The organism is Nocardia acididurans, from assembly GCF_016741815.1.
Taxonomy (GTDB): Bacteria; Actinomycetota; Actinomycetes; order Mycobacteriales; family Mycobacteriaceae; genus Nocardia; species Nocardia acididurans.
Map to the genome: position 1 here is coordinate 1 of NZ_JAERRJ010000016.1, position 19922 is coordinate 19922.

Genomic DNA, 19922 nt, shown 5'->3' on the forward strand with positions numbered 1-19922 from the left:
GTTCTCCTCGATCCGGTCGGCGATCCTGTTGAGGATATTGGCACGCTCGGTCACCGCCGTGGCACCCCACGCGTCGGCCGCCCGATGTGCCGCCTCTAGCGCCATATCGATGTCGGCAGCACCGGAACGTGCTACCTCGCAGAAGATTTCACCGTCGACGGGTGAGGGATTGTCGAAGTATCTGCCCTCTATCGGGGCTTTCCACTCCCCGCCGATGAAGTTGTCATAGCGGCGCGAGTAACTGACGACACTGCCCTCGGTGCCGGGTTTTGCGTAGATCATGGCGCGGCTCCTGATCACGAATCTTCAGTGATGGGCGTCACTATGAACCGGGAAGGTTGGCGCGAGGTTGGCGGCGGGTTGGCGCGAGGTTGGTGAAAAGTTGCCGCTTCACTGACGTAGCGCGGTGTGCAGGCGGGCGGTCGCGAGCCCGCGCCGGCTGTCGCCGGGTGCGAGCAGTCGCAGTGCGTGCTCGTGGATCTCGATATCGTCCGGGCACCGCTGCCCGAACCGCAGCGCGTGTTCGGGATTGTGATCGGCCAGTACCGCGGTGCGCAGGCACACGTCCAGATGCTCGCGCCACTGCACGATGCCCGGGGTATCCGAATCGGGCAGCAGCGGCCCGCGATACAGCCGCACGGCCGTCGTGATGTCACCGGCCTCGAGGGCGGCGAGCAGTTCCGTGGCATCGCAGGCGAGGGGTTCGGTGAGCATGTACCGGCGGTCGGCGATCTGCCCGTCCGTGGCCCGGCGCAGCCGCGACACATCGGCTTTGAGCGTGCTCGAGGACACCGAGCGTTCCCCGTAGACGGCTTCGTGTAGCCGCTCCGGGGTGAAGCCGTCGGGTTCCAGCGCGAGCAGGGCGAGGATCTCCAGCTGCCGCGGCCGCATGGCCACCGGCTTGCCCTCCTTGAAAAGCCTTGGCACCCCGAGGCATTCGAGCCTGGTTCGGGCTTCGGTGCGGAAATGCCCGACGTGCACACGGGATTCGATGGCCGTGACCAGCGCCCGCACCGTGGTGAGGATCAGCGGGTGCGCGCGGTCCCAGTAGGTCGACAGATCCAGCACCCCGAGCTGTCGCCCGTCGGCGGCCCGGATGGGCGCGCAGTAGCAGACCCAGCCGTGCAGCGCCTCGACCAGATGCTCGGCCGCCCACACCGAGGCGGGCCGTCCGGTGTGCAGGGCCAGCGCCACCCCGCTGGTGCCCATATACGGTTCGTCCCAGCAGCCGCCCGGTGCGAGGTTCACCGATTCGGCCCGCCGCCGCACCGCCCGGTCACCGCAGCTGAACAGCACGGTGCCCGCCTCGTCGGTGACGACCGCGATCATTCCGGCGTCCTCGGCGATCGCCCGCAACTCGCCCGCGAGCTCGGTCACCGGCGTGCGCAGCGGGGATTCGGCCCAGCGCGAACCCCATTCGTCGCGGGAGGTCGCCGGTGCGACCGCGCGAGCCGGATCGACCGTGCGCAGCGACCGCTCCCAGGATTCGACGACTTCATTGCGCAGCACCGGAACCGGCCCGACCGGCCGCGATGAACCGCTGGCCCAGCGCGCCCACATCTTCTCCAGCTCGGCGCGCTGCTGCGAGCGGGCGGGCACGTTCGTCATTGCGCACACTCCTCGCGGCGGCTCGAATCGCGTCCTCCCATGATGGCGCGCACCGCGACGACCCGTCCGCGCATTGGGGCGCACGGGCCGGGGCAATTCGTGCCGGCTGCCTTCGCAGGGTTCGCCGATTCCGCCGCCGCGCTCGCCGCCCTTCCGGATTCGACTGGTAGACAGAGGTAATGGTGCTTCCCTTCCGTTTCGGTGTGAACCTCCTGGCCCCTACCTCCCGAACCGCCTGGATCGAGAAATGCCGTCGCGCCGAGGAACTCGGCTACGACGTCATCGGCGTTCCCGACCATCTGGGCCTGCCCGCGCCGTTCCCGGCGCTCATGCTGGCCGGCGAGGTCACCACCCGCCCGCGGCTCAATACCTTCGTCCTCAATACGCCCTTCTACAACCCGGTCCTGCTCGCCCGTGACGTGGCCGGATTCGATCAGCTCTCCGGCGGCCGGTTCGAACTCGGCCTCGGCTCCGGCTATGTGCGGGCCGAATTCGAAGCCGCGGGAATGCCTTTCCCGTCTCCGGGACAGCGGGTGGCGCACCTCGAGGAGACCGTCGCCACGCTGCGTCGCCTGTTCGCCGATCCGGAGTATCAGCCCCGGCCTTCCCGCCCCGACGGTCCGCCGCTGCTCATCGCGGGCTGGGGTGAACGCGCCCTGCGCCTAGCCGCCGCGCAGGCCGACATCATCGCGTTCACCGGTGGCGGTGCGGGGGAGAGCGGCCGCATCACCCTCGCCGACGACACCGTCACCGCTAAGAAGACCGACTACGTCCGCGACCTGCTCGGCCCCCGCGTCGACAAGGTCGAATTCAACCTGCTCATCCAGGGTTTGGCCGCCCCGGAGGAACGCGAGGCCGCAGTCGGCTACATCGCCGACAACCTGCCGATGGGCTTCGCCGGACAACCCGAGGATCTCACCGTGCTGCTGTTCGGCACGCCCGAGCAGATGGCCGACACCCTGCGCCTGCGCCGAGAACGCTTCGGGTTCAACTACATCACCGTGCTCGAGCACAATATGGAGAAGTTCGCCCCGCTCATCGCGTTGTTGAACGGCGAGTAGACCCGTCCGGTCGCGTTTGGTCCCGCGCTGTCGAGGCATTACGCCAATACAACGACGGACTCGGCGAGGAGGATCAAGTGTCGGGTGCAGTGATAACCGCGATCATCGCGGTGGTGGTGATCGCGTTGCTGATCGTGGCGGCGCTGGCGCTGCGGCCGCGGATGCGCAGCCGCAAGCTACGGGATCGGTTCGGGCCGGAATACGACCGGACCGTTCAGAACGCGCAGAATCGGCGCGCCGCGGAAGAGGAACTGGCGGAACGGGAGAAGCGGCATCAGCAGTTACAGCTGCGCGACCTCTCCGAGGACGAGCGGCAGCGCTATACGGCGCAGTGGACCCAGGTGCAGGAGCAGTTCATCGACGATCCGGCGCGTGCGCTGGATGCCGCCGATCGGCTGCTCGTCAATGTGATGGCCGATCGCGGCTATCCGACCGAGAGCTACCGCCAGCAGGTGGCCGACCTCTCGGTGGAGCACGCGCGACCGCTCGAGCAGTACCGCACGGCGCACGACATCGCCGGGCGGGCGGGACGCGGTGAGGCGTCCACGGAGGATATGCGGTCCGCCATCGTCCACTACCGGACGCTGTTCGTGGACCTCCTCAACGGCCGTCACGCCCAGCACACCGCGCACAACAAGTGAGGCAAGGAAATGAGTATCGGCAGGAAACGCTCCGACAAGGATGCGGCAGAGTCACATTCACCGGCGCATACGGAAACACCCCGGACCAGCGTCACCCCGACCGACGCGGAACGGGTGTCGGCCATGGATCAGGCGGCGAACATGGATCGAGGCAGTGGAACCGAGCACGGCCGGATGGAATCCGAACGGGCGATGACCGAGCGAATGGAACGGCCGCAGCCCCGGACACTCGGGGACGCGGAACACCCGCGGACCTCGACCCCCGGCGATGCGGAATACAGCGGTCGCACAGTACATTCCGGCGGTCAAGCGCATTCCGAAGGCACAGTGCATTCCGGCGGCGCGGGGCGACCTGGCGGCACGGGGCACATGGGCGGGAACGGCGGTGACCGGCTGTTGGCCGAGGCCGATATGGGCCGGTTGCGCGATCAGTGGCGCGAGGTGCAGACTCGGTTCGTCGACGATCCGCAGGATGCGGTCACCAAGGCGGATCAGCTGGTGGACAACACCATTCAGCAGTTGACCCAGAGCTGCGCGCAGCGTCGTGAGGATCTCTCGCAGCGCTGGTCGCGTGGGGAGTCCGCGGACACCGAGGCCCTGCGCCAGGCCCTGCGCGGTTACCGCGATCTGTTCGATCAGCTGGTCGGCACCGCGTCGGCGGCCAGGAACATGTAGCTCTTCTCCTCCACCCGCTGGTGGATGCGCCAGTCGCCGTCGACGCGTACGAAGGTGTCGTGGTACCAGAGACCGCACATCATGAGCTGGCGCTTTCCGTCCGGCCCGGCCACCAGCATCGGGTTGTGGCACATGGTGCGGGCGGTCGCGTGATCGCCCTCCACCCGGATCGACGTGTTGCTCACCAGATGCTGGAAGGCGGAGAAGTTGGGCATGACCGAGGACAGAAACGCCTTGGTGGAAGCCAGATCTCCGGCCGGGCCGCCCATGGCGCTGTAGTCGATGTGCGCGTCTTCGGTGAATATCTCGTCGAGCAGATGCCACTGGTGGGTGTCGACCGCGTGCGAGTAGCGGACCATGAGGTCCTCGATTTCCATTCGGTCGGAAATTTCCTGCAGGGACAGCATGGGGGAAGCGTACGGTGCCCTGGCGTTTGATCTTGTGTTTTCCCAAAGATGCCAGGGTGCAAGAGATCTCATCCAGACCGGTCGCCCATCATTCATGATCGATAGATGGGTGCAACCGAATTCTTCATGCCTTTCGAGGCCGAGGGCGTCAATCCCGCCGAGCTCGACGCGGAAGCCGGTATGTGGGCCTGGCTCGAGGCCTTCGACCTCGTGCCCTCCGCGCCCACCCGGCGGCGCATGGAACGCACACGGCCGGCGCGCATGTACGCCCTGTGGTGTCCGCGCGCGGCCCCCGGGGAGCTCACGCTGCTCACCCAGTACACCGCCTGGGCGTTCATCGTGGACGATCAGTTCGATATCGAGGTCCCCGACCCCCGGCGCTGTCTGGCGGCGGTCACCGCGTTGATCGACGTCTTCGAACCGGGGGCCACACCCCGGGGCGTGCTCGCGGTCGCCTTCGCCGATGTGTGGAAGCGGTTGTGCGCGGGGCGCTCCCGGGGCTGGCGCGCCGCCGTGGAGACGGAGATCCGGGCCTGGCTGTGGACCTACTACAGCGAGAGCGTGGGGCGACTATCCGGCAACCTGCCCGATCTGGAGACCTACCGCGCACATCGCCGGGATGGCGTGGCGCTCTACGTCTTTCTCGATATCAGCGAGATCGCCGAGGGGGTGGATCTCGTACCCGCCGTGCGCCACCTGCCCGCCCTGCGCACCCTGCGCGAAGCGGCGGTCGAGCACATGGGGTTGTTCAACGATGTGCTCTCGGTGGCCTCCGACGAAGCGTCCGGCTATCTCTACAACGCCGTGCTGCTGGCCGAATACCACGGCGGCCGCACTCGTTCGGAGGCCGTCGCCCTCGTCGACGGCATGCTCACCGAGTGCGTGGAGCGCATGATAGCGGCCATCGGACGGTTACCGGAGGAACTGTCCGACGCGGCGGTCTCGGGGAGTGAACGTGCCGACGCCCTCGCCGCGGCCCGAAATTATCAACTGTACGTACGTGCCAATCATGACTACCACTATCAGGCCGCGCGCTATACCAGCGCTCCCGTGGAAGCTCTGGAACACGGCCTTCCGCTCACCTGATCCCGGTTCGAGGTGGCTGTTGCCGAACTGAGATCGCAGCGCAGCCCCGAGGATTCATCTTGTGATGGGAGGATGAGATTCCTTCTACGCATGGCCGCCCATCTGCCACCGGGTGGCTGGGGAGGCCGTGTTCGAGCGAGTGGGACCGATTATGCGAGCCTCGAATCCGATCAGACATGCAGTAGGACAACGGCTGCGGAGCACCAAACGCGCTGGGCTTGCCCACAAACCGGGCACCGGGTTACCCGGGGTCGCCGACGATCATTCGCGCACAGCAGATTCCGGGTTAACCCTGGCCGGCGAACGCTCGGCACGCAGACAGCTCACCGCCGCGCGTATCGCGATCGAGCCGGTGCTGCGTGCCGCGGTGGGTTCGCTGGCCGAACCGCTGGACTGGATGGCGGGCTACCATTTCGGCTGGTGCAGCGCGACCGGTCAGCCGATAGAAGGCGTGCAGGGCAAGGCATTACGGCCCGCGCTCACCTTCGCCGCGAGCACCGCGTGCGGCGGCACCGTGGAGCAGGCCGTGCACGCCGCGGCGGCTGTCGAACTGCTGCACAACTTTTCGCTGGTGCACGACGACGTGATGGATGCCGACCCGTTCCGGCACGGCAGACCGACGGTCTGGCGAATCTGGGGCGAAACCAATGCGACCCTGCTGGGTGACGCCCTGCAGGCATTGGCTCTGGGTGTGCTCTCCGACGGCGCGCCGGAGGAGGTGACCGCCGAGGCGGTCATCCGCTTGGCGCGGGCAACCGTCACGCTGTGCCGGGGACAGTACGAGGATTGCGCCTTCGAAACGCGGTCCTCGGTCAGTGTGGACGAGTACCTGTCCATGGCGGCCGGGAAAACCGGTGCGCTGCTGGGCTGTGCGTGCGCACTCGGCGCGCTGTGCGCCGGGGCGGACCACGCGGTGGTGTCGGCCATGCACACCTTCGGCAACGAACTGGGCCTGGTCTTCCAGCTCGTCGACGACGCCATCGACATCTGGGGCGACCCGGCCGTCACCGGAAAACCCGCGCACAGCGACCTGATCCACCGAAAACAGTCCTTCCCGGTGGTGTGCGCCCTGGCGTCGGGCACCGGGCCGGGCCGCGAACTGGCACGCCTCTACCACGCCCGCCAGCCGATGACGGCCGCCCGCGCAGCCCGCGCGGCCGACCTCATCGAGGAGGCGGGCGGCCGCCAGCGCACCGTGGTTCGTGCGGCCACCGCGCTACGGGCGGCCCTGGACGCTCTACCCCCGGGCCTGGCCGCCGGTGATCTGACGGCCCTGGCCCACCTGGTAGCGCACCGGGATCGATGAGTAGCCGCGCCCGGCCACAGTGTGGTGGCCGGGCACGGGTATCCACGCGGAACCGAGTGAACACCTTGGGGTTTCGTGTGGTTCCCGCGCGTGCGGACCGCGACGGCGGGGGTAGGGTCAGGCGTCGCGGCGGTAGACCGCGACCACCGGGATCTGCCGGGTGGTGCCGGTGCGGTACCCGTCGAACTGCGGCATGATCTCGACCATGCGGTCGTAGAGCCGGCCGCGTTCCGGCTCGTCGATGAATTCGGCCTTGCCCAGGTAGGTTTCGGTGCCGAGCTCGACGACGAGCTCGGGGTTGGCGCGCAGGTTGTGGTACCAGGCCGGATGCTTGTCCGCGCCGCCGTTGGAGGCGATGAGCACGATGCGCTCACCGTCGGGGAGGAACACCAGCGGGTTGGTGATCTGCCGCCCGGACCTGGCCCCGGTCGTGGTGATCACGACCATGTTGTCGCGCCCTTCGAAGGGTCCGCCGACCTTGCCGCCGTTGGCGCGGAACTCCGCGATCACGTTCTCGTTGAATGCGCTCATCTCACCTGTCCTGCCGCACGGATACCGCTCGCACCAACCGGTCGGCTGGGCGAGAAATTCCGTGCCGCGAGGACTTGTCGGAGACCCGGGTTCAGACTTCCTTCTGCAGAGCGTCGAGCCACTCGGTCTTCTCGAACATGGCCGCCGACTCACGGGCCGAGGGCGCGCCCGCGTCCAGGTCGGCGCCCGCGGCGAGAAGAGCCTTCACCACGTCGGCGGAACCGTGGAAGACGGCCCCCGCCAACGGGGTCTGGCCGCTGCCCGTCGCGCCGTTGGGGTCCGCGCCGTGGGAGAGCAGGGTGGTGACCGCCTCGGCGTGGCCGTAGTAGGCGGACAGCATGAGGAGGGTGTCGCCGCGGTCGTTGGTCAGGTTCACCGGGACACCGGCTTCGATGTAGGAGGCCAGCCCCTGCGCGTCGCCCGCACGGGCCATGTCGAAGATCTTGGAGGCGAGTTCGAGGACCTGCGGGTCGATATCTTCAGCGCTCATTCGTTCATTGGTACCAGGTCGGCGGGCGGCCCGTCACTCGAAGCCGTGAGCCTGCGCGACGAGGTCGAAGAAGACCCAGACGCCGCCCTTGTGGTAGGAGTCCGGGTGTTCCGAACCGCCCAGGAACGGGTAGGGGGTGGCGATGTAGACCTCACCGTCGGACAGCGGCCCGAGCCGGGTGCGGATGTCCGAAACATGTTGGGGTGCAAGGACATAGGTGACGACATCGGGGTCGAACAGGACCTTGTCGATGAAGTCGGTGATCTCGGCGAAGGGTCCGTAGGTCTTGGCGCCGGGGCTGTACGGGTCGAGGATGGCGTATTCGCCGGTGCGGGTGCTCATGAGGAAGGCATGCCCCAGGTCGGAGTAGCCGACGACGGTGTCGAACCGGGGAAAGTGCGGGGCCCAGGCCGGCATCACCTGCTCGAAGCCGGAGGGGCCGATCAGTTTGAAGGGCACGCTGCTCACATGGTTCATCCAACCAGAGCGGCAGGACGGCTAGGACAGCGCCTTCTCGCTGCCGCGGTGCAGATCGACCGGCGAGGTGTTGCGGGCATTGGCGCGGTCGATGCCCTTGGCCGCCGGATTCGCCTGCTCCAGTTGGGGTTTGCGGTCGAACAGGACCTTGGTCAGGACACAGGCCAGGTTGGCGTCCAGGTCGTCACGCACCAGCAGGACATTGGGGACCACGATGGTCTTGGCGTCGGCGGGCAGGCCGTAGGTGGCGGCGGGGATGACGCCCGCCTCGTAGACCGGGTTCACCGCGCGCATCTCGTCGAGCAGATCGGTGATGTCGAGGAAGCGCACCTTGTCGCGGGCCGTGGTGAACAGGTCGGTGATGCCGGGGGTGGGCAGGCCGCCGGACCAGAACAGGGCGTCGATGGAGCCGTCCTTCATGCCGTCGACGGTTTTGGTCAGGTCCAGGCGCTGGGCGTCGATATCCCTGTCCGGGTCCAGGCCCGCGCCGCGCAGCAGCCGCTGGGCGATCACCTCGGTGCCGGATTTGGGGGAGCCGGTGGAGACGCGCTTCCCGCGCAGATCGGCGACCGAGTTGATGTTCAAGCCCTCGCGCACGATCACCTGCGTGTAGTTGGTGTAGATGCGCGAGAGCGCCCGCACCGGCTGCTTGCCCTCGAAACCGCCCGTGCCCAGCGCGGCGTCGGCGGCGGAGTCGGCCAGCGAGAACGCGACCTGATAGCTGCCCGACACCAGCTGCTGGATGTTCTGCACCGACGCGCCGGTCTCGGCGGCCGTGGCCTTGACCTTGCCGCCGGTGGCGTCGGTGATCTGCTCGGCGTAGGCATTGCCGAGCGCGAAGTAGACGCCGGTCGCATTGCCGGTGGCGATGGCGATGCGGGTGTCCTGGGTGACCTCACAGGTGACCTCGCCGCCGCTGTCGGCGGTCGAACTGTCCTGGCGGCCACCGCATCCGGTGAGCAGGCCCGCCGCGAGCGCGGCGGCCGCCGCGATGGTGACGTAGCGCCTCATGTCATACCTCCTTGTCGACCGGCGACCCGTGCCGGTGAACGTCCTGTGCCGCACGGGGATCGGTATCCGCGCGCCGCGTGAGCCGGGTGGTGATCGCGGCCGCCAGCAGCAGCGCCGCGCCCGCGCCGACGGTGATCGGGCTCGGATACAGCAGCGCCGCGCCCGCCAGCCCCGCGAGCACCCGCGCGGCCGGTCCTGCCTGTCCGACGCCGAAGATCCAGCCGCCGGTGGCCATGGCCAGCGCGGTCACGCCGACCGCCACAATCGCTGTGGTGGTGAGGATTTCGAGGAACGGTCCGCGCGCCAGCAGCCGTTCGCCGGAGTCGGTGAGCACGAAGACGACCGGAACCAGGAAGGCGGGCAGGGCGTAGCGCAGCGTCTGCCACATGGTGGGCACGGGTTTCGCGCCCGTGACCGCCGCCGCGCCCACCGCCGCCAGCGCGGTCGGCGGCGTCACCTCCGACAGCACCGAGAAGTAGAAGACGAACATGGCCGCCGCCGGTTTGGCCACCCCGAGCCCGAGCAGCGCCGGGCCGATGATGGCCCAGCCGATGACGAACGACGCCGTAACCGGAATCGCCAGGCCGAGCAGTGAAAGCGCCACCGCCGCAAGCACGATGGTGCACACCAGCACCACCGTCGGATTGTCGGAGACCGCCTCGCCGACCTTCACCAGCAGCGAGGCCACCTCCGCGCCGAGCCCGGTCTTGGTGGTCATGGAGGTGATCGTCCCGGCCGCCGCGCACACCGCGACCACCGGCAGCGCCGAGCGGATGCCCGAGGACAGTGCGGTGAATCCCTCGACGAGGAACTCGCGCACCCGATTCGACGGCGTGCCCGGTGAATTCCGCTGCCGCACGGCACGATCGGCGACGGCGAGCAGGAAGGCGAGCGCGGTCGCGTACACCACGGCCCGGGGCGCGCTCATGCCGAGCACCATCAGCACGACGATGACGATCAGCGACAGGAAGTGATAGCCGAAGCGCAGCAGCAGTTTCCACGCCGGAACGACCTCGCCGAGTGCCTCGGTGTCCGCCGGGCTCTCGGCCGCTGCCGCCGCCGAATGGAAGCGCCGGGCGTCGATCTCCACCGACAGCAGGATGCCCAGGTAGTACAGCAGCGTCGGAATGGTCGCCCACGCCAGCACGGTGAGATACGAAACCTCCAGGTACTCGGCCACGATGAAGGCCGCCACACCCAGCGTCGGCGGTGACAGGATCGCGCCCACGCCCGCCGCCGCGAGCATGCCGCCCGCCTGCTCCGGGCGATATCCGGCGCGCTTCAGAATGGGCCAGGTAACCGCCCCTGTGCTCACCGCCGTCGCGGTTCCCGACCCCGACACCGTGCCCAGCAGGAAACCGGAGGTCACCGCCGTGCGCCCCGCCGCGCTGGGCGAGCGCCGGAACACCGCCACCGACAGATCCACGAAGAACCGTGCCGCGCCGGAGAATTCGAGCACCGCGCCGTAGATGGTGAACAGCACGATATAGCTCGCGGTGACGTCCAGCGGCGTGCCGTAGAACCCGCTGCCGGAGTTGTAGAGCGCGTCGACGATCTGCGAGAAGTCCAGGCCCAGATGCGCGATGGACCAGTGCTGCGGCAGCAGCCCGCCGTAGTACCCGTAGGCCAGGAACAGCGCGCACACCAGCGGCAGCACCCACCCGGTGGTGCGCCGGCAGGCTTCCAGGATGAGCAGCAGCAGGATCGCGCCCATCACGACATCGGCCGGTTCCAGCAGCCCCTGCCGATCCAGGAAGGCGTCGTAGCCGCCGCCCGCGCCGCCGATGCGCACCGGCAGCACCGGATACAGGCACACCACCAGTGCGAGCGCGGCCAGCGCCCAGTCCACCGGCGCGGGACCGTCCACCCGGTCGAGGAACTTCCACCCCGACCGGTAGCTCAGGAAGATCAGCGGCAGCGTCACCGCCAGGAAGATGACCAGGTAGTACTGACTGCCCTGCGGCAGCGGCCGAAACACCTGCCACAGCACCAGGATCGCGTCCGCGAAGGCGCACAGCGCCACGAACTTCTCGGTCCGCCCGGAGAGCCGCCGCGCGGGCCGCTCCTCGTCGTCCACGCCCAGTTCGGCCGGTGTGGGAAGTAGCTGCTGCGCACCCGTGGTCATCGACACCCGCTCCCACCTGCACCCAACCGCACCGTACGCTCCTGCTCACCCGTCCGATTGGCGGCACAGTATCACCGGACCGATGGGTCTGGAGTGGGATTCGGTGTGCACCGAATTGCCCGATCCATACCGGACATTCGGCCGAGATCCCCGATTCGGGCCGGTGTATCTCCCACAATCGGTGCCATGCCCAAGCCCTGCCTGCTGCTGCAGTTGCGCCCCGAGCGCGCGGCCGCGGACGACGAATATCACGCCGTACTGCGCGCCGGAGCGCTCGGCCCGGACCGCGTGGTGCGCATCCAGATGAATCAACAGTTCCCGCATATCGACCTCGACGAGTTCTCCGCCGTCATCGTCGGCGGCGGGCCCAGCAATGTGAGCAATCCCGAGGAGCGCAAGTACGACTACCAGCGCCGCTTCGAACCCCCGCTGCGGGAACTGCTGGGCGAGATCGTGGAGCGGGACTTCCCGTATCTGGGCGCCTGCTACGGCCTGGGCATCCTGGCGGATGTGCTGGGCGGCAAGGTCGGCGAGGCCCGCTACAGCGAGCCGCCGGGCGCGCAGACCATCGAACTGACGCCCGCCGCCGGTGCGGACGCACTGCTGCGGGGGCTTCCGACGTCGTTCCGGGCCTTTGTCGGGCACAAGGAGGCGTGCCAGGAGGTGCCGCCGGGCGCGGTGCTGCTGGCCTCCTCCGGCGGCTGCCCGGTGCAGATGGTGCGCGTCGGGCAGAATCTGTACGCCACCCAGTTCCATCCCGAGCTGGACGGCGACGGCCTCGCGCTGCGCATCGAAATCTACCGGCACGCAGGGTATTTCGATCCCGCCGAAGCCGAATCCCTGATCGCGCTCGGCCACCGGGAGTCGGTGCCCGTGCCCGCGGAGATCCTGCGGCGCTTCATCGCCCGGTACTGCGCGGACTGAGGCGCTATCGGATGCGGTGCTCCGCGATGGGCGCGCTCAGGCCGACGCCGTTGAGCTCGAGGTACAGCTCACGCTCGGTCACCGAGACGGTCATGGTGTTGCGCCGCTCCAGCGCGCCCACGGCCGCGTCGATGAAGTCCCGGTCGAAGCTGTAGACCGGAATGTCCTCGGCGCGATGAATCTTCTTGCCGCCCAGCTGCGCCAGCACCTTCACCGGATCACGGTGGGTGTAGACCGCCGCGCGCCCCGCCAGTTTCATGCCCCGGTGCACGCGATCAGCGTCGGGCGCGCCGACCTCGATCCAGGCGGTGATCCGTGTGGTGAGGTCGCGCACGAGGACGGCGGGTTCGTCGGTGGAGGACACGCCGCCCTCGCTGAAGGCGATGCCCTCCTCGTACTCCAGGCAGTAGGCCAGCACCCGGGTCAGCATGAACTCGTCGTTCTCCGACGGATGCCGTGCCACCCGCAGCTCCAGCTCCTCGTAGACGCCACGGTCGACGTCCGCGAGGTTGACCGTGAAGGTATGCAGTGTCGCGCTGAGAGCCATGGGTCCAGAAGCATAGTGCCTGATCAGGAAGGGCCGTTCGGCACGGTCACGATGAATCCCGAATCGGGCACACGCGGGGCCGCGGTCGCTTAGCGTGATCACGTTGATGCCGAGAGGGGTCGAAATGCGTGCCGGGATGCTCAGTGTTGCCGATCTGGTGCAACAGGTCGAAGCGGGAACGATCGACACGGTGCTGGTCGCCATGACGGATATGCAGGGGCGGTTACAGGGGAAACGTTGTTCGGCACGGTATTTCGTCGACGAGGTGCTCGAGCATGCCACCGAGGCGTGTGACTACCTGCTCGCCGTGGATGTCGAGATGACCACGGTGGACGGGTACGCGAGCTCGTCGTGGGATACCGGCTACGGGGATTTCGTTCTGCGACCGGACCTTTCGACCCTGCGGGTGGTGCCGTGGTGGCCGGGAACGGCGCTGGTGCTGTGCGACGTGCTGCAACTCGACGAGCACGGGGAACCGGGCGACAGTCCGGTCGCGCCGTCGCCACGGCAGGTGCTGCGAGCACAGCTGGATCGGCTGGCCGAACACGGATTGCGCGCCTACGTCGGCACCGAACTCGAATTCCTGGTGTTCGACGACAGTTACGAGACCGCGTTCACCGGCGGATACCGGGATCTGCGGCCCGCCAACCAGTACAACGTCGACTACTCCATGCTCGGCACCGCGCGCATCGAACCGCTGCTGCGCCGCATCCGCAACGAGATGTCCGGCGCCGGAATGTATGTCGAGTCGGCCAAGGGGGAATGCAATCCCGGTCAGCACGAGATCGCCTTCCGCTACGACGAGGCGCTCATCACCTGCGACAACCACAGCATCTACAAGACCGGGGCCAAGGAGATCGCCGCGCAGGACGGGCGCAGCATCACCTTCATGGCCAAATACAATGAGCGCGAAGGCAGCTCCTGCCACATCCACCTGAGCCTGCGCACCGAGGCGGGGGAGCCGGTGTTCGCCGGTGACGGTGCGGGCGGGGAATCGGCGCTCATGCGCCACTTCCTGGCCGGGCAGCTGGACGCGCTGCGCGAGCTCACCTACTTCCTGGCCCCGAACATCAACTCCTACAAGCGGTTCCAGGCGGGCAGTTTCGCGCCCACCGCAGTGGCGTGGGGACGCGACAACCGCACCTGCGCGCTGCGGGTGGTCGGGCACGGACCGTCGCTGCGCTTCGAGAACCGCGTGCCGGGCGCGGATGTGAATCCCTACCTGGCCGTGGCCGCCACCATCGCGGCCGGGCTGCACGGCATCGAGAACGAACTGCCCCTCGAAGCCGAATTCCACGGCAACGCCTACCGTTCCGAACGGCCCCGGGTGCCGCGCACCCTGCGCGACGCCGCACAGCTGCTGAGCGAGTCCAAGGTTGCGCAGCGGGCGTTCGGCGACGAGGTGGTGCGGCACTACCGCAATGCGGCACAGGTGGAGCTGGACGCCTTCGACGCCGCCGTCACCGACTGGGAGCGTGTGCGTGGCTTCGAACGACTCTGAGCCGAGCGGCGGCGCGGTGCCCGGACCCGAGGACGCTGCGCCGCAATCCGCTGCGCCGCAATCCGCTGCGCTAGATGTGGCTGCGCTGGATGTGGCTGCGCTGGATGTGGCTGCGCTGGATGTGGCTGCGCTGGATGTGGCTGCGCTGGATGTGGCTGCGCTGGATGTGGCTGCGCCGCAGACCTTTGCGCCGAGTGTGGCTGCGCCGGTGGCCGCTGCGCCGAATGTCCCTGCGTTGGTGCCCGATTCAGTGTATCGGCCGATCATCGGGTTGCCGACCTACGCCGAGCGGGCGCGGTTCGGATCCTGGGATATCGACTGCACACTGCTGCCGCGCGGATACGCCGATCTGGTGCACGAGGCCGGGGGTATTCCGGTGCTGTTGCCGCCTATCGGCGTTCCGGCCCCCGGGCTGCTGGACCGGCTGGACGGCATCGTGCTGACCGGCGGCGCGGATATCGACCCGGCGCGCTACGCCGCCGCCGCGGATCCCGCCACGCGCGGCCTGCGGCCCGACCGCGACGGTTTCGAATTCGAGCTGTTCGCACTCGCGCGGGCGCGGTCCATGCCGGTGCTGGCCATCTGCCGGGGACTGCAACTGGTGAATGTGGCGCTGGGCGGCACACTGCTGCAACACCTTCCGGACGTGCTCGGCCACACCGGGCACAACCCGACGCCGGGCGCGTTCACCAAGACCCTGGTGGCGACCACCGCGGGCAGCGCGGTGGCCGCCATCGCGGGCCTCGAGGTGACCGCGCACTGTCACCATCATCAGGCCATCGACAGACTGGCCGAGGAGCTGTTCGCGTCCGCGTACTCCGTGGACGGCATCATCGAGGCGGTGGAGACCCGCACCGGACCGTTCCTGGTCGGGGTGCAATGGCATCCGGAGGCGGATGCGACCGATCACCGGCTGATGGCAGCCCTGGTGACGGCGGCGGCGACATACGGAGAGGAGCGTGACCGGTGACATCGGCACAGGTGATCAACCCCGCGACCGAACAGGTCGTGACCACAATCGAGGCGGCCGACCAGGCCGCTACCGACGCCGCCATCGCGCGGGCCCAGCGGGCGCTGACCTCCTGGCGTCAGGTCGCGCCCGGTGATCGCGCCCGGCTGCTGCGCCGCTTCGCCGAGGCCGTCGACGCCGACCTGGAACGGCTGGCCGGGCTCGAGGTGACCAATGCCGGGCACACCATCGGCAATGCGCGCTGGGAGGCCGGCAATGTGCGCGATGTGCTGCACTACAGCGCCGGTATGCCGGAACGGTTGCTGGGCAATCAGATTCCGGTCGTGGGCGGGGTGGACATCACCTTCCACGAACCCCTCGGCGTGGTCGGGGTGATCGTGCCGTGGAACTTCCCCATGCCCATCGCGGCCTGGGGTTTCGGGCCCGCGCTGGCCGCCGGGAACACGGTGGTGCTCAAACCCGCCGAACTGACCCCGCTCACCGCCATCCGGCTGGCGGAGCTGGCGCTGGACGCGGGCCTGCCGGAACACGTCTTCCAGGTCGTGACCGGGAAAGGATCGGTGGTCGGGCAGCGGTTCGTCACCCATCCGGCGGTGCGCAAGGTGGTGTTCACCGGCTCCACCGAGGTCGGCAAGCAGATCATGGCCGGGTGCGCCGAGCAGGTGAAGCGGGTGACCCTCGAACTGGGCGGCAAGAGCGCCAATATCGTGTTCGCCGACGCCGACCTGGAGAAGGCCGCCGCCACCGCGCCGTACGCCGTGTTCGACAATGCCGGGCAGGACTGCTGCGCGCGATCGCGAATCCTGGTGCAGCGCAGCGTCTTCGATCGGTTCCTGGAACTGCTGGAACCGGCGGTGCAGGGGGTGCGGGTCGGCGATCCCGCCGACGCGGCCACCGAGATGGGTCCGCTCATCTCCGCCGCGCACCGGGATCGGGTGGCCGGATTCCTGGAGCCCTCGACCAAGGTGGCCTTCACCGGATCCCGGCCCGACGGCCCCGGATTCTGGTTCGCCCCCACGGTCGTGCTGCCCGCCTCACCCGCCGACCGGATCCTGACCGAGGAGGTGTTCGGCCCGGTGGTCGCGGTGCTGCCGTTCGACGACGAGGCCGACGCCATCCGCCTGGCCAACGACACCGAATACGGGCTGTCCGGCTCGCTGTGGACCTCCGATGTCGGTCGCGCCCTGCGAGTTTCGCGAGCCGTCGAAGCCGGGAACCTGTCGGTGAACTCGCACTCCTCGGTGCGCTACTGGACCCCGTTCGGCGGTTTCAAACAGTCCGGCCTCGGCCGGGAACTCGGCCCCGACGCCGCCCGCGCCTTCACCGAGACCAAGAACGTCTTCATCGCCACCGACTGACCGCCGGTCCGATCGGCTCACTCACCACTACAAAGGAGATGCGTTGCAGCGCTTACAGGATCGAGTCGCGGTCGTCACCGGCGGCGGCAGCGGCATCGGCTTGGCCACCGTCCGCCGCTTCGCCCAGGAGGGCGCGAAGGTGGTGGTCGCCGATATCGACGCCACCAGCGGCGAAGCCGCGGCCGCCGAGGTGAACGGTCTGTACGTGAAGGTCGACGTCACCGATGAGACACAGGTCGAGGCGCTGTTCCAGACCGCCGTCGACACCTACGGCGGACTCGACATCGCCTTCAACAACGCGGGAATCTCACCGCCGGAGGACGATTCGATCCTCACCACCGGGATCGAGGCGTGGCGGCGGGTGCAGGAGGTGAATCTGACCTCGGTCTACCTGTGCAGCAAATACGCCATCAACCACATGCTCGAACGCGGGAGGGGCTCGGTGATCAACACCGCCTCCTTCGTCGCCGTCATGGGCGCGGCCACCTCACAGATCTCCTACACCGCCTCCAAGGGCGGCGTGCTCGCCATGAGCCGGGAACTCGGAGTCCAGTTCGCGCGCAACGGTATCCGGGTGAACGCGCTGTGTCCCGGACCGGTGAACACGCCGCTGCTGCAGGAGCTGTTCGCCAAGGATCCCGAACGCGCCGCGCGCCGGCTGGTGCACATTCCGCTGGGCCGCTTCGCCCAGCCGGAGGAGATCGCCGCCGCCGTGGCCTTCCTCGCCAGCGACGACTCCTCGTTCATCACCGCCTCGCAGTTCCTCGTCGACGGCGGCATCTCGGGCGCGTACGTGACCCCGCTGTAGCGTCAATCGTCCTCGGGGACATCCGTTTTCAGCAGGCGCTTGGGGTGCATGCCGTTCACCTGCCCGATGAAGGGCGGATGGATGCTGTAGCCCAGCATGCGGCGGATGTCCTCGCTGACGGCCCGCACGATGTCGTGCGGGGTGGACAGTGTGAAGGCCTCCTGCGGGCGCAGCCACGGCTCGCAGTACTGGGCCGTGAGCGCCAGCCGGGGCGCGGGGGAGTGGTTCGCGCCGCCGCCGTGCCACAGCGTGCCGAGGAAGAACACACAGGATCCGGCGGGCATGACGACGGGTACGCGCTCGTCGGTGTCCGCCGGGAGCCGGTTGCCCCACGCGTGGCTGCCGAGCACGATATCCGTCGCGCCGTTTTCGGCGGTGAAGTCGTCGACGGCCCAGATCGTGGCCGCGCTCAACGCCTTTCGTGGCCGCGGCAGCGGATAGAAGCCGTCGTCGGTGTGCAGCATCTGCGCGGCCTCACCCGGGGTGATGTTGATGGCCTGGATCATCGACAGCAGATAGTTGGGCATGAGCAGGCGATCCAGCAGTGCCAGCACCCGCGGATGCGCCACCACCCGATCGCAGCTGCGGGTCTTGTTGAGCAGGCTGTACACGCGCTGGGTGGCATGACCCTCGAAGTTGTTGCGGCCGGTGCGATCCAGCAGCGGGCGAACCTCGCGCCGGATCTCCGCGAGTTCCTCCGGCGTCAGCAGATCCGCCAGGATCACGTACCCGTCCCGCAGTACCGCGTCCAGATCCGCTTGCGCCACAGCGGGATCCACCGTCCCGCCGCTGCTCTCGGTGCGCCGGTACCGCCCGGCGAGATCGCCCGCCAGGTCGACCACGGATGAGACTTCGGCGCCCATGAGGCCCTCCGATCCAAAACATAACTGAGTTCTGTTATTGTCCGAGGGTGGCACGCGCACCGCTGGGACGTCAACAACTTCTGGATGCCGCCCGCGCCGAACTGATCGACGGCAACGGCGTGGTGGATCTGCACGCCCTCAAACGGCGCTCCGGGCTCAGCACCGGCGCGCTCTATCACCACTTCGGCTCCAAAGCCGGTCTGCTGGTTGCCGTGTACGAGCAGTTCCACGCCGGACTGGTGGCCGCCATCGCCGACGACACCCTCCCCCCGGGCGGGCACTGGGGCGACCGGGAACAAGCGCGCACCCGCAATTTCGTCGCCTACCACTTCGGTGATCCACTGGCCGAACTGCTGCTCACCCGCATCGTGCTGGAACCCGAGGTGGCCGAACTGGAAGCCGGCGCGCTCGCGCGCCTGACCGCCTCGGCCGGTCGCAATATCCGGCAGGGCCAGCTCGACGGCGATATCGACCCCGCCATCGACGCGGAACTGGCGGGTGCGTGCATCATCGGCGCGGTGCGCTACGGCATCGCCGATCAGCTGCGCCGCGACCCGCGGCCCTCGATCGATGTGGCCGCCGAACGGCTGTGGAATGTCATCGCGGGATCACTGACGATCCGCTAGGAGGCTCAGCCCAGCACCGGGAGACTGTGCTCGCTCGCGAGCCGCGACAGCGCCCGCTGCATGATGCCGGTGACATGGTCGTAGGCGGTCTCCGGATCGGGATCGTCGCCCAGTTCTCGCCGCAGATCGATCGGCGACAGGAATTCGATGGTCACCTTGGTCGGCAGCGGCAGATGTCCGGCCAGATCGCTGATGTTCACGATCCACGGCAGCGCCAGTGAGATCGGGAAGACCTTGAGCCGGAACATCTTGTCCAGCTTCAGGAGTCGGGCCAGCCGATCGCCACGGGTCAGGATGAGGTGGTTCTCGTGCGCGCCGTAGTTGACCATCGGGACAATCGGCACGCGCTCCTGCCAGGCCAGTCGCGCGAATCCGGTGCGGCCCGCGAAATCGATGCGATCCTCCTGCCAGGCCGGGCGGTGCACCTCCCAGTCCCCGCCCGGGTACACCAGCACCGCCGCGCCACTGCGCAGGGCGGTGCGGGCATTCTCCGGATTCGCGGCCAGCGTACCGAACTTCGCGGCGGCGTCACCCAGCAGCGGCGCGGCCATCACCAGATTGTGCGCGAGCTGATAGAACGGCCGCTGCGGCCCGAAGTGCCGGGTGAACGCCAGCGTCGTCACCATCACCTCGGGAGAGACGTTCCCACCGGAATGATTGCCCACCACCAGGATCGGGCCCCGGGCCGGAATCCGCTCCAGACCCCGGACCTCCGGGCGGAAGTACAGCCGCGCCGCCTCCCAGGCCGGACCGAGCACGCGGGCAATGAATTCCGGATCACGCAGGGTCAGATCACCCTCGGGAACCCGCTCCCCGACCTGGCGGCCGATCCACTCGACCACCTCTCCGATGGGCAGTGACGGCAGTGCGAACAACTTCATGAGACTTCCCGGATGACGCCCGATGC

The 19922-nt window shown here is 68.3% G+C and carries 22 protein-coding genes; 11 read left to right on the forward strand and 11 right to left on the reverse strand.

What is annotated here, in order from left to right; all coding sequences use genetic code 11:
- On the reverse strand, positions 1–282 hold a 282-nt coding region (locus JK358_RS33575; protein ID WP_201955595.1), incomplete at its 3' end, for an aldehyde dehydrogenase family protein.
- Between the two features lie 108 nt (positions 283–390).
- Positions 391–1608 (reverse strand): sigma-54-dependent transcriptional regulator family protein, encoded by a 1218-nt coding sequence (locus JK358_RS33580; protein ID WP_201955598.1) that lies wholly within the window; start codon positions 1606–1608, stop codon positions 391–393.
- Positions 1609–1787: 179 nt separating this feature from the next.
- Between JK358_RS33580 and JK358_RS33585 the strand changes: the two genes are divergently transcribed.
- The 3 genes from JK358_RS33585 (at position 1788) to JK358_RS33595 (ending at position 3985) form a co-directional block, all read left to right on the forward strand.
- Positions 1788–2669: a TIGR03621 family F420-dependent LLM class oxidoreductase gene (locus tag JK358_RS33585; protein ID WP_201955601.1), complete on the forward strand. Its 882-nt coding sequence runs from the start codon at positions 1788–1790 to the stop codon at positions 2667–2669.
- Between the two features lie 77 nt (positions 2670–2746).
- The gene (locus tag JK358_RS33590) at positions 2747–3310 is read left to right on the forward strand and encodes a hypothetical protein (protein WP_307817870.1); all 564 of its coding nucleotides are present in this window, start codon (positions 2747–2749) and stop codon (positions 3308–3310) included.
- A 369-nt stretch (positions 3311–3679) separates the two neighbouring features.
- A complete protein-coding gene (locus tag JK358_RS33595) occupies positions 3680–3985 on the forward strand; it encodes a hypothetical protein (RefSeq protein ID WP_201955604.1) in 306 nt (101 codons plus the stop codon).
- Here the strand turns inward: JK358_RS33595 and JK358_RS33600 are convergent.
- Positions 3946–4392, reverse strand: a complete 447-nt coding sequence (locus JK358_RS33600) for a nuclear transport factor 2 family protein (RefSeq protein WP_201955605.1) — start codon at positions 4390–4392, stop codon at positions 3946–3948. The two genes, JK358_RS33595 and JK358_RS33600, sit on opposite strands and share 40 nt — an antisense overlap.
- Positions 4393–4497: 105 nt before the next feature.
- On the opposite strand from JK358_RS33600, the gene JK358_RS33605 reads away from it, so the two are divergent.
- Both JK358_RS33605 and JK358_RS33610 read left to right on the forward strand, forming a co-directional pair.
- Positions 4498–5478: a terpene synthase family protein gene (locus JK358_RS33605; protein ID WP_201955607.1), complete on the forward strand. Its 981-nt coding sequence runs from the start codon at positions 4498–4500 to the stop codon at positions 5476–5478.
- A 352-nt stretch (positions 5479–5830) separates the two neighbouring features.
- On the forward strand, positions 5831–6784 hold the full coding sequence (locus JK358_RS33610; protein WP_307817871.1) for a polyprenyl synthetase family protein: 954 nt from the start codon (positions 5831–5833) through the stop codon (positions 6782–6784).
- Positions 6785–6901: 117 nt separating this feature from the next.
- Here the strand turns inward: JK358_RS33610 and JK358_RS33615 are convergent, their stop codons facing one another.
- The 5 genes from JK358_RS33615 to JK358_RS33635 form a co-directional block, all read right to left on the reverse strand.
- Positions 6902–7315, reverse strand: a complete 414-nt coding sequence (locus tag JK358_RS33615) for a nitroreductase/quinone reductase family protein (RefSeq protein ID WP_201955618.1) — start codon at positions 7313–7315, stop codon at positions 6902–6904.
- A 91-nt stretch (positions 7316–7406) separates the two neighbouring features.
- Positions 7407–7805: an ankyrin repeat domain-containing protein gene (locus tag JK358_RS33620; protein ID WP_201955620.1), complete on the reverse strand. Its 399-nt coding sequence runs from the start codon at positions 7803–7805 to the stop codon at positions 7407–7409.
- Positions 7806–7838: 33 nt separating this feature from the next.
- Positions 7839–8273 carry a T6SS immunity protein Tdi1 domain-containing protein gene (locus JK358_RS33625; protein WP_201955622.1) on the reverse strand — a complete coding sequence of 145 codons (435 nt, stop codon included), beginning with the start codon at positions 8271–8273 and terminating at the stop codon, positions 7839–7841.
- 30 nt (positions 8274–8303) lie between these two features.
- Entirely contained in the window at positions 8304–9293 is a 990-nt protein-coding gene (locus JK358_RS33630) for a TAXI family TRAP transporter solute-binding subunit (protein ID WP_201955624.1), read from the reverse strand.
- A gap of 1 nt (position 9294) precedes the next feature.
- Positions 9295–11418, reverse strand: a complete 2124-nt coding sequence (locus JK358_RS33635; RefSeq protein WP_201955626.1) for a TRAP transporter permease — start codon at positions 11416–11418, stop codon at positions 9295–9297.
- 186 nt (positions 11419–11604) lie between these two features.
- Here JK358_RS33635 and JK358_RS33640 point away from each other — a divergent pair, with 186 nt between their 5' ends.
- A complete protein-coding gene (locus JK358_RS33640) occupies positions 11605–12342 on the forward strand; it encodes a glutamine amidotransferase (RefSeq protein ID WP_201955629.1) in 738 nt (245 codons plus the stop codon).
- A 4-nt stretch (positions 12343–12346) separates the two neighbouring features.
- Here the strand turns inward: JK358_RS33640 and JK358_RS33645 are convergent, their stop codons facing one another.
- Positions 12347–12889, reverse strand: coding sequence for a YaeQ family protein (locus JK358_RS33645; RefSeq protein WP_201955632.1), 543 nt, complete (start codon positions 12887–12889; stop codon positions 12347–12349).
- A gap of 124 nt (positions 12890–13013) precedes the next feature.
- Here JK358_RS33645 and JK358_RS33650 point away from each other — a divergent pair, with 124 nt between their 5' ends.
- From JK358_RS33650 to JK358_RS33665, 4 genes are read left to right on the forward strand one after another with little or no spacing between them, the layout of a single operon-like run.
- Entirely contained in the window at positions 13014–14390 is a 1377-nt protein-coding gene (locus tag JK358_RS33650; RefSeq protein ID WP_232852375.1) for a glutamine synthetase family protein, read from the forward strand.
- Positions 14371–15360: a gamma-glutamyl-gamma-aminobutyrate hydrolase family protein gene (locus tag JK358_RS33655; RefSeq protein WP_307817872.1), complete on the forward strand. Its 990-nt coding sequence runs from the start codon at positions 14371–14373 to the stop codon at positions 15358–15360. Before JK358_RS33650 ends, JK358_RS33655 begins: the two co-directional genes overlap by 20 nt.
- The gene (locus tag JK358_RS33660) at positions 15357–16718 is read left to right on the forward strand and encodes an aldehyde dehydrogenase family protein (RefSeq protein ID WP_201955637.1); all 1362 of its coding nucleotides are present in this window, start codon (positions 15357–15359) and stop codon (positions 16716–16718) included. Before JK358_RS33655 ends, JK358_RS33660 begins: the two co-directional genes overlap by 4 nt.
- Before the next feature lie 43 nt (positions 16719–16761).
- Positions 16762–17526 (forward strand): 3-oxoacyl-ACP reductase, encoded by a 765-nt coding sequence (locus tag JK358_RS33665; protein ID WP_201955639.1) that lies wholly within the window; start codon positions 16762–16764, stop codon positions 17524–17526.
- 2 nt (positions 17527–17528) lie between these two features.
- On the opposite strand, the gene JK358_RS33670 is transcribed toward JK358_RS33665, so the two are convergent.
- Positions 17529–18389, reverse strand: coding sequence for a phytanoyl-CoA dioxygenase family protein (locus tag JK358_RS33670; protein ID WP_201955641.1), 861 nt, complete (start codon positions 18387–18389; stop codon positions 17529–17531).
- Positions 18390–18436: 47 nt separating this feature from the next.
- Here JK358_RS33670 and JK358_RS33675 point away from each other — a divergent pair, with 47 nt between their 5' ends.
- The gene (locus JK358_RS33675; protein ID WP_201955644.1) at positions 18437–19015 is read left to right on the forward strand and encodes a TetR/AcrR family transcriptional regulator; all 579 of its coding nucleotides are present in this window, start codon (positions 18437–18439) and stop codon (positions 19013–19015) included.
- Between the two features lie 5 nt (positions 19016–19020).
- On the opposite strand, the gene JK358_RS33680 is transcribed toward JK358_RS33675, so the two are convergent.
- Complete coding sequence (locus JK358_RS33680) at positions 19021–19896, reverse strand: lysophospholipid acyltransferase family protein (RefSeq protein WP_201955647.1); 876 nt, start codon at positions 19894–19896, stop codon at positions 19021–19023.
- Positions 19897–19922: the final 26 nt, after the last annotated feature.

Excerpts from the sequence above, each read along its gene's own strand:
- JK358_RS33580 (WP_201955598.1), bottom strand. The coding sequence starts at position 1,608 with ATGACGAACGTGCCCGCCCGCTCGCAGCAGCGCGCCGAGCTGGAGAAG.
- JK358_RS33585 (WP_201955601.1), top strand. The coding sequence starts at position 1,788 with ATGGTGCTTCCCTTCCGTTTCGGTGTGAACCTCCTGGCCCCTACCTCC.
- JK358_RS33595 (WP_201955604.1), top strand. The coding sequence starts at position 3,680 with ATGGGCGGGAACGGCGGTGACCGGCTGTTGGCCGAGGCCGATATGGGC.
- JK358_RS33600 (WP_201955605.1), bottom strand. The coding sequence starts at position 4,392 with ATGCTGTCCCTGCAGGAAATTTCCGACCGAATGGAAATCGAGGACCTC.
- JK358_RS33605 (WP_201955607.1), top strand. The coding sequence starts at position 4,498 with ATGGGTGCAACCGAATTCTTCATGCCTTTCGAGGCCGAGGGCGTCAAT.
- JK358_RS33615 (WP_201955618.1), bottom strand. The coding sequence starts at position 7,315 with ATGAGCGCATTCAACGAGAACGTGATCGCGGAGTTCCGCGCCAACGGC.
- JK358_RS33620 (WP_201955620.1), bottom strand. The coding sequence starts at position 7,805 with ATGAGCGCTGAAGATATCGACCCGCAGGTCCTCGAACTCGCCTCCAAG.
- JK358_RS33630 (WP_201955624.1), bottom strand. The coding sequence starts at position 9,293 with ATGAGGCGCTACGTCACCATCGCGGCGGCCGCCGCGCTCGCGGCGGGC.
- JK358_RS33635 (WP_201955626.1), bottom strand. The coding sequence starts at position 11,418 with ATGACCACGGGTGCGCAGCAGCTACTTCCCACACCGGCCGAACTGGGC.
- JK358_RS33640 (WP_201955629.1), top strand. The coding sequence starts at position 11,605 with ATGCCCAAGCCCTGCCTGCTGCTGCAGTTGCGCCCCGAGCGCGCGGCC.
- JK358_RS33645 (WP_201955632.1), bottom strand. The coding sequence starts at position 12,889 with ATGGCTCTCAGCGCGACACTGCATACCTTCACGGTCAACCTCGCGGAC.
- JK358_RS33650 (WP_232852375.1), top strand. The coding sequence starts at position 13,014 with ATGCGTGCCGGGATGCTCAGTGTTGCCGATCTGGTGCAACAGGTCGAA.
- JK358_RS33670 (WP_201955641.1), bottom strand. The coding sequence starts at position 18,389 with ATGGGCGCCGAAGTCTCATCCGTGGTCGACCTGGCGGGCGATCTCGCC.
- JK358_RS33680 (WP_201955647.1), bottom strand. The coding sequence starts at position 19,896 with ATGAAGTTGTTCGCACTGCCGTCACTGCCCATCGGAGAGGTGGTCGAG.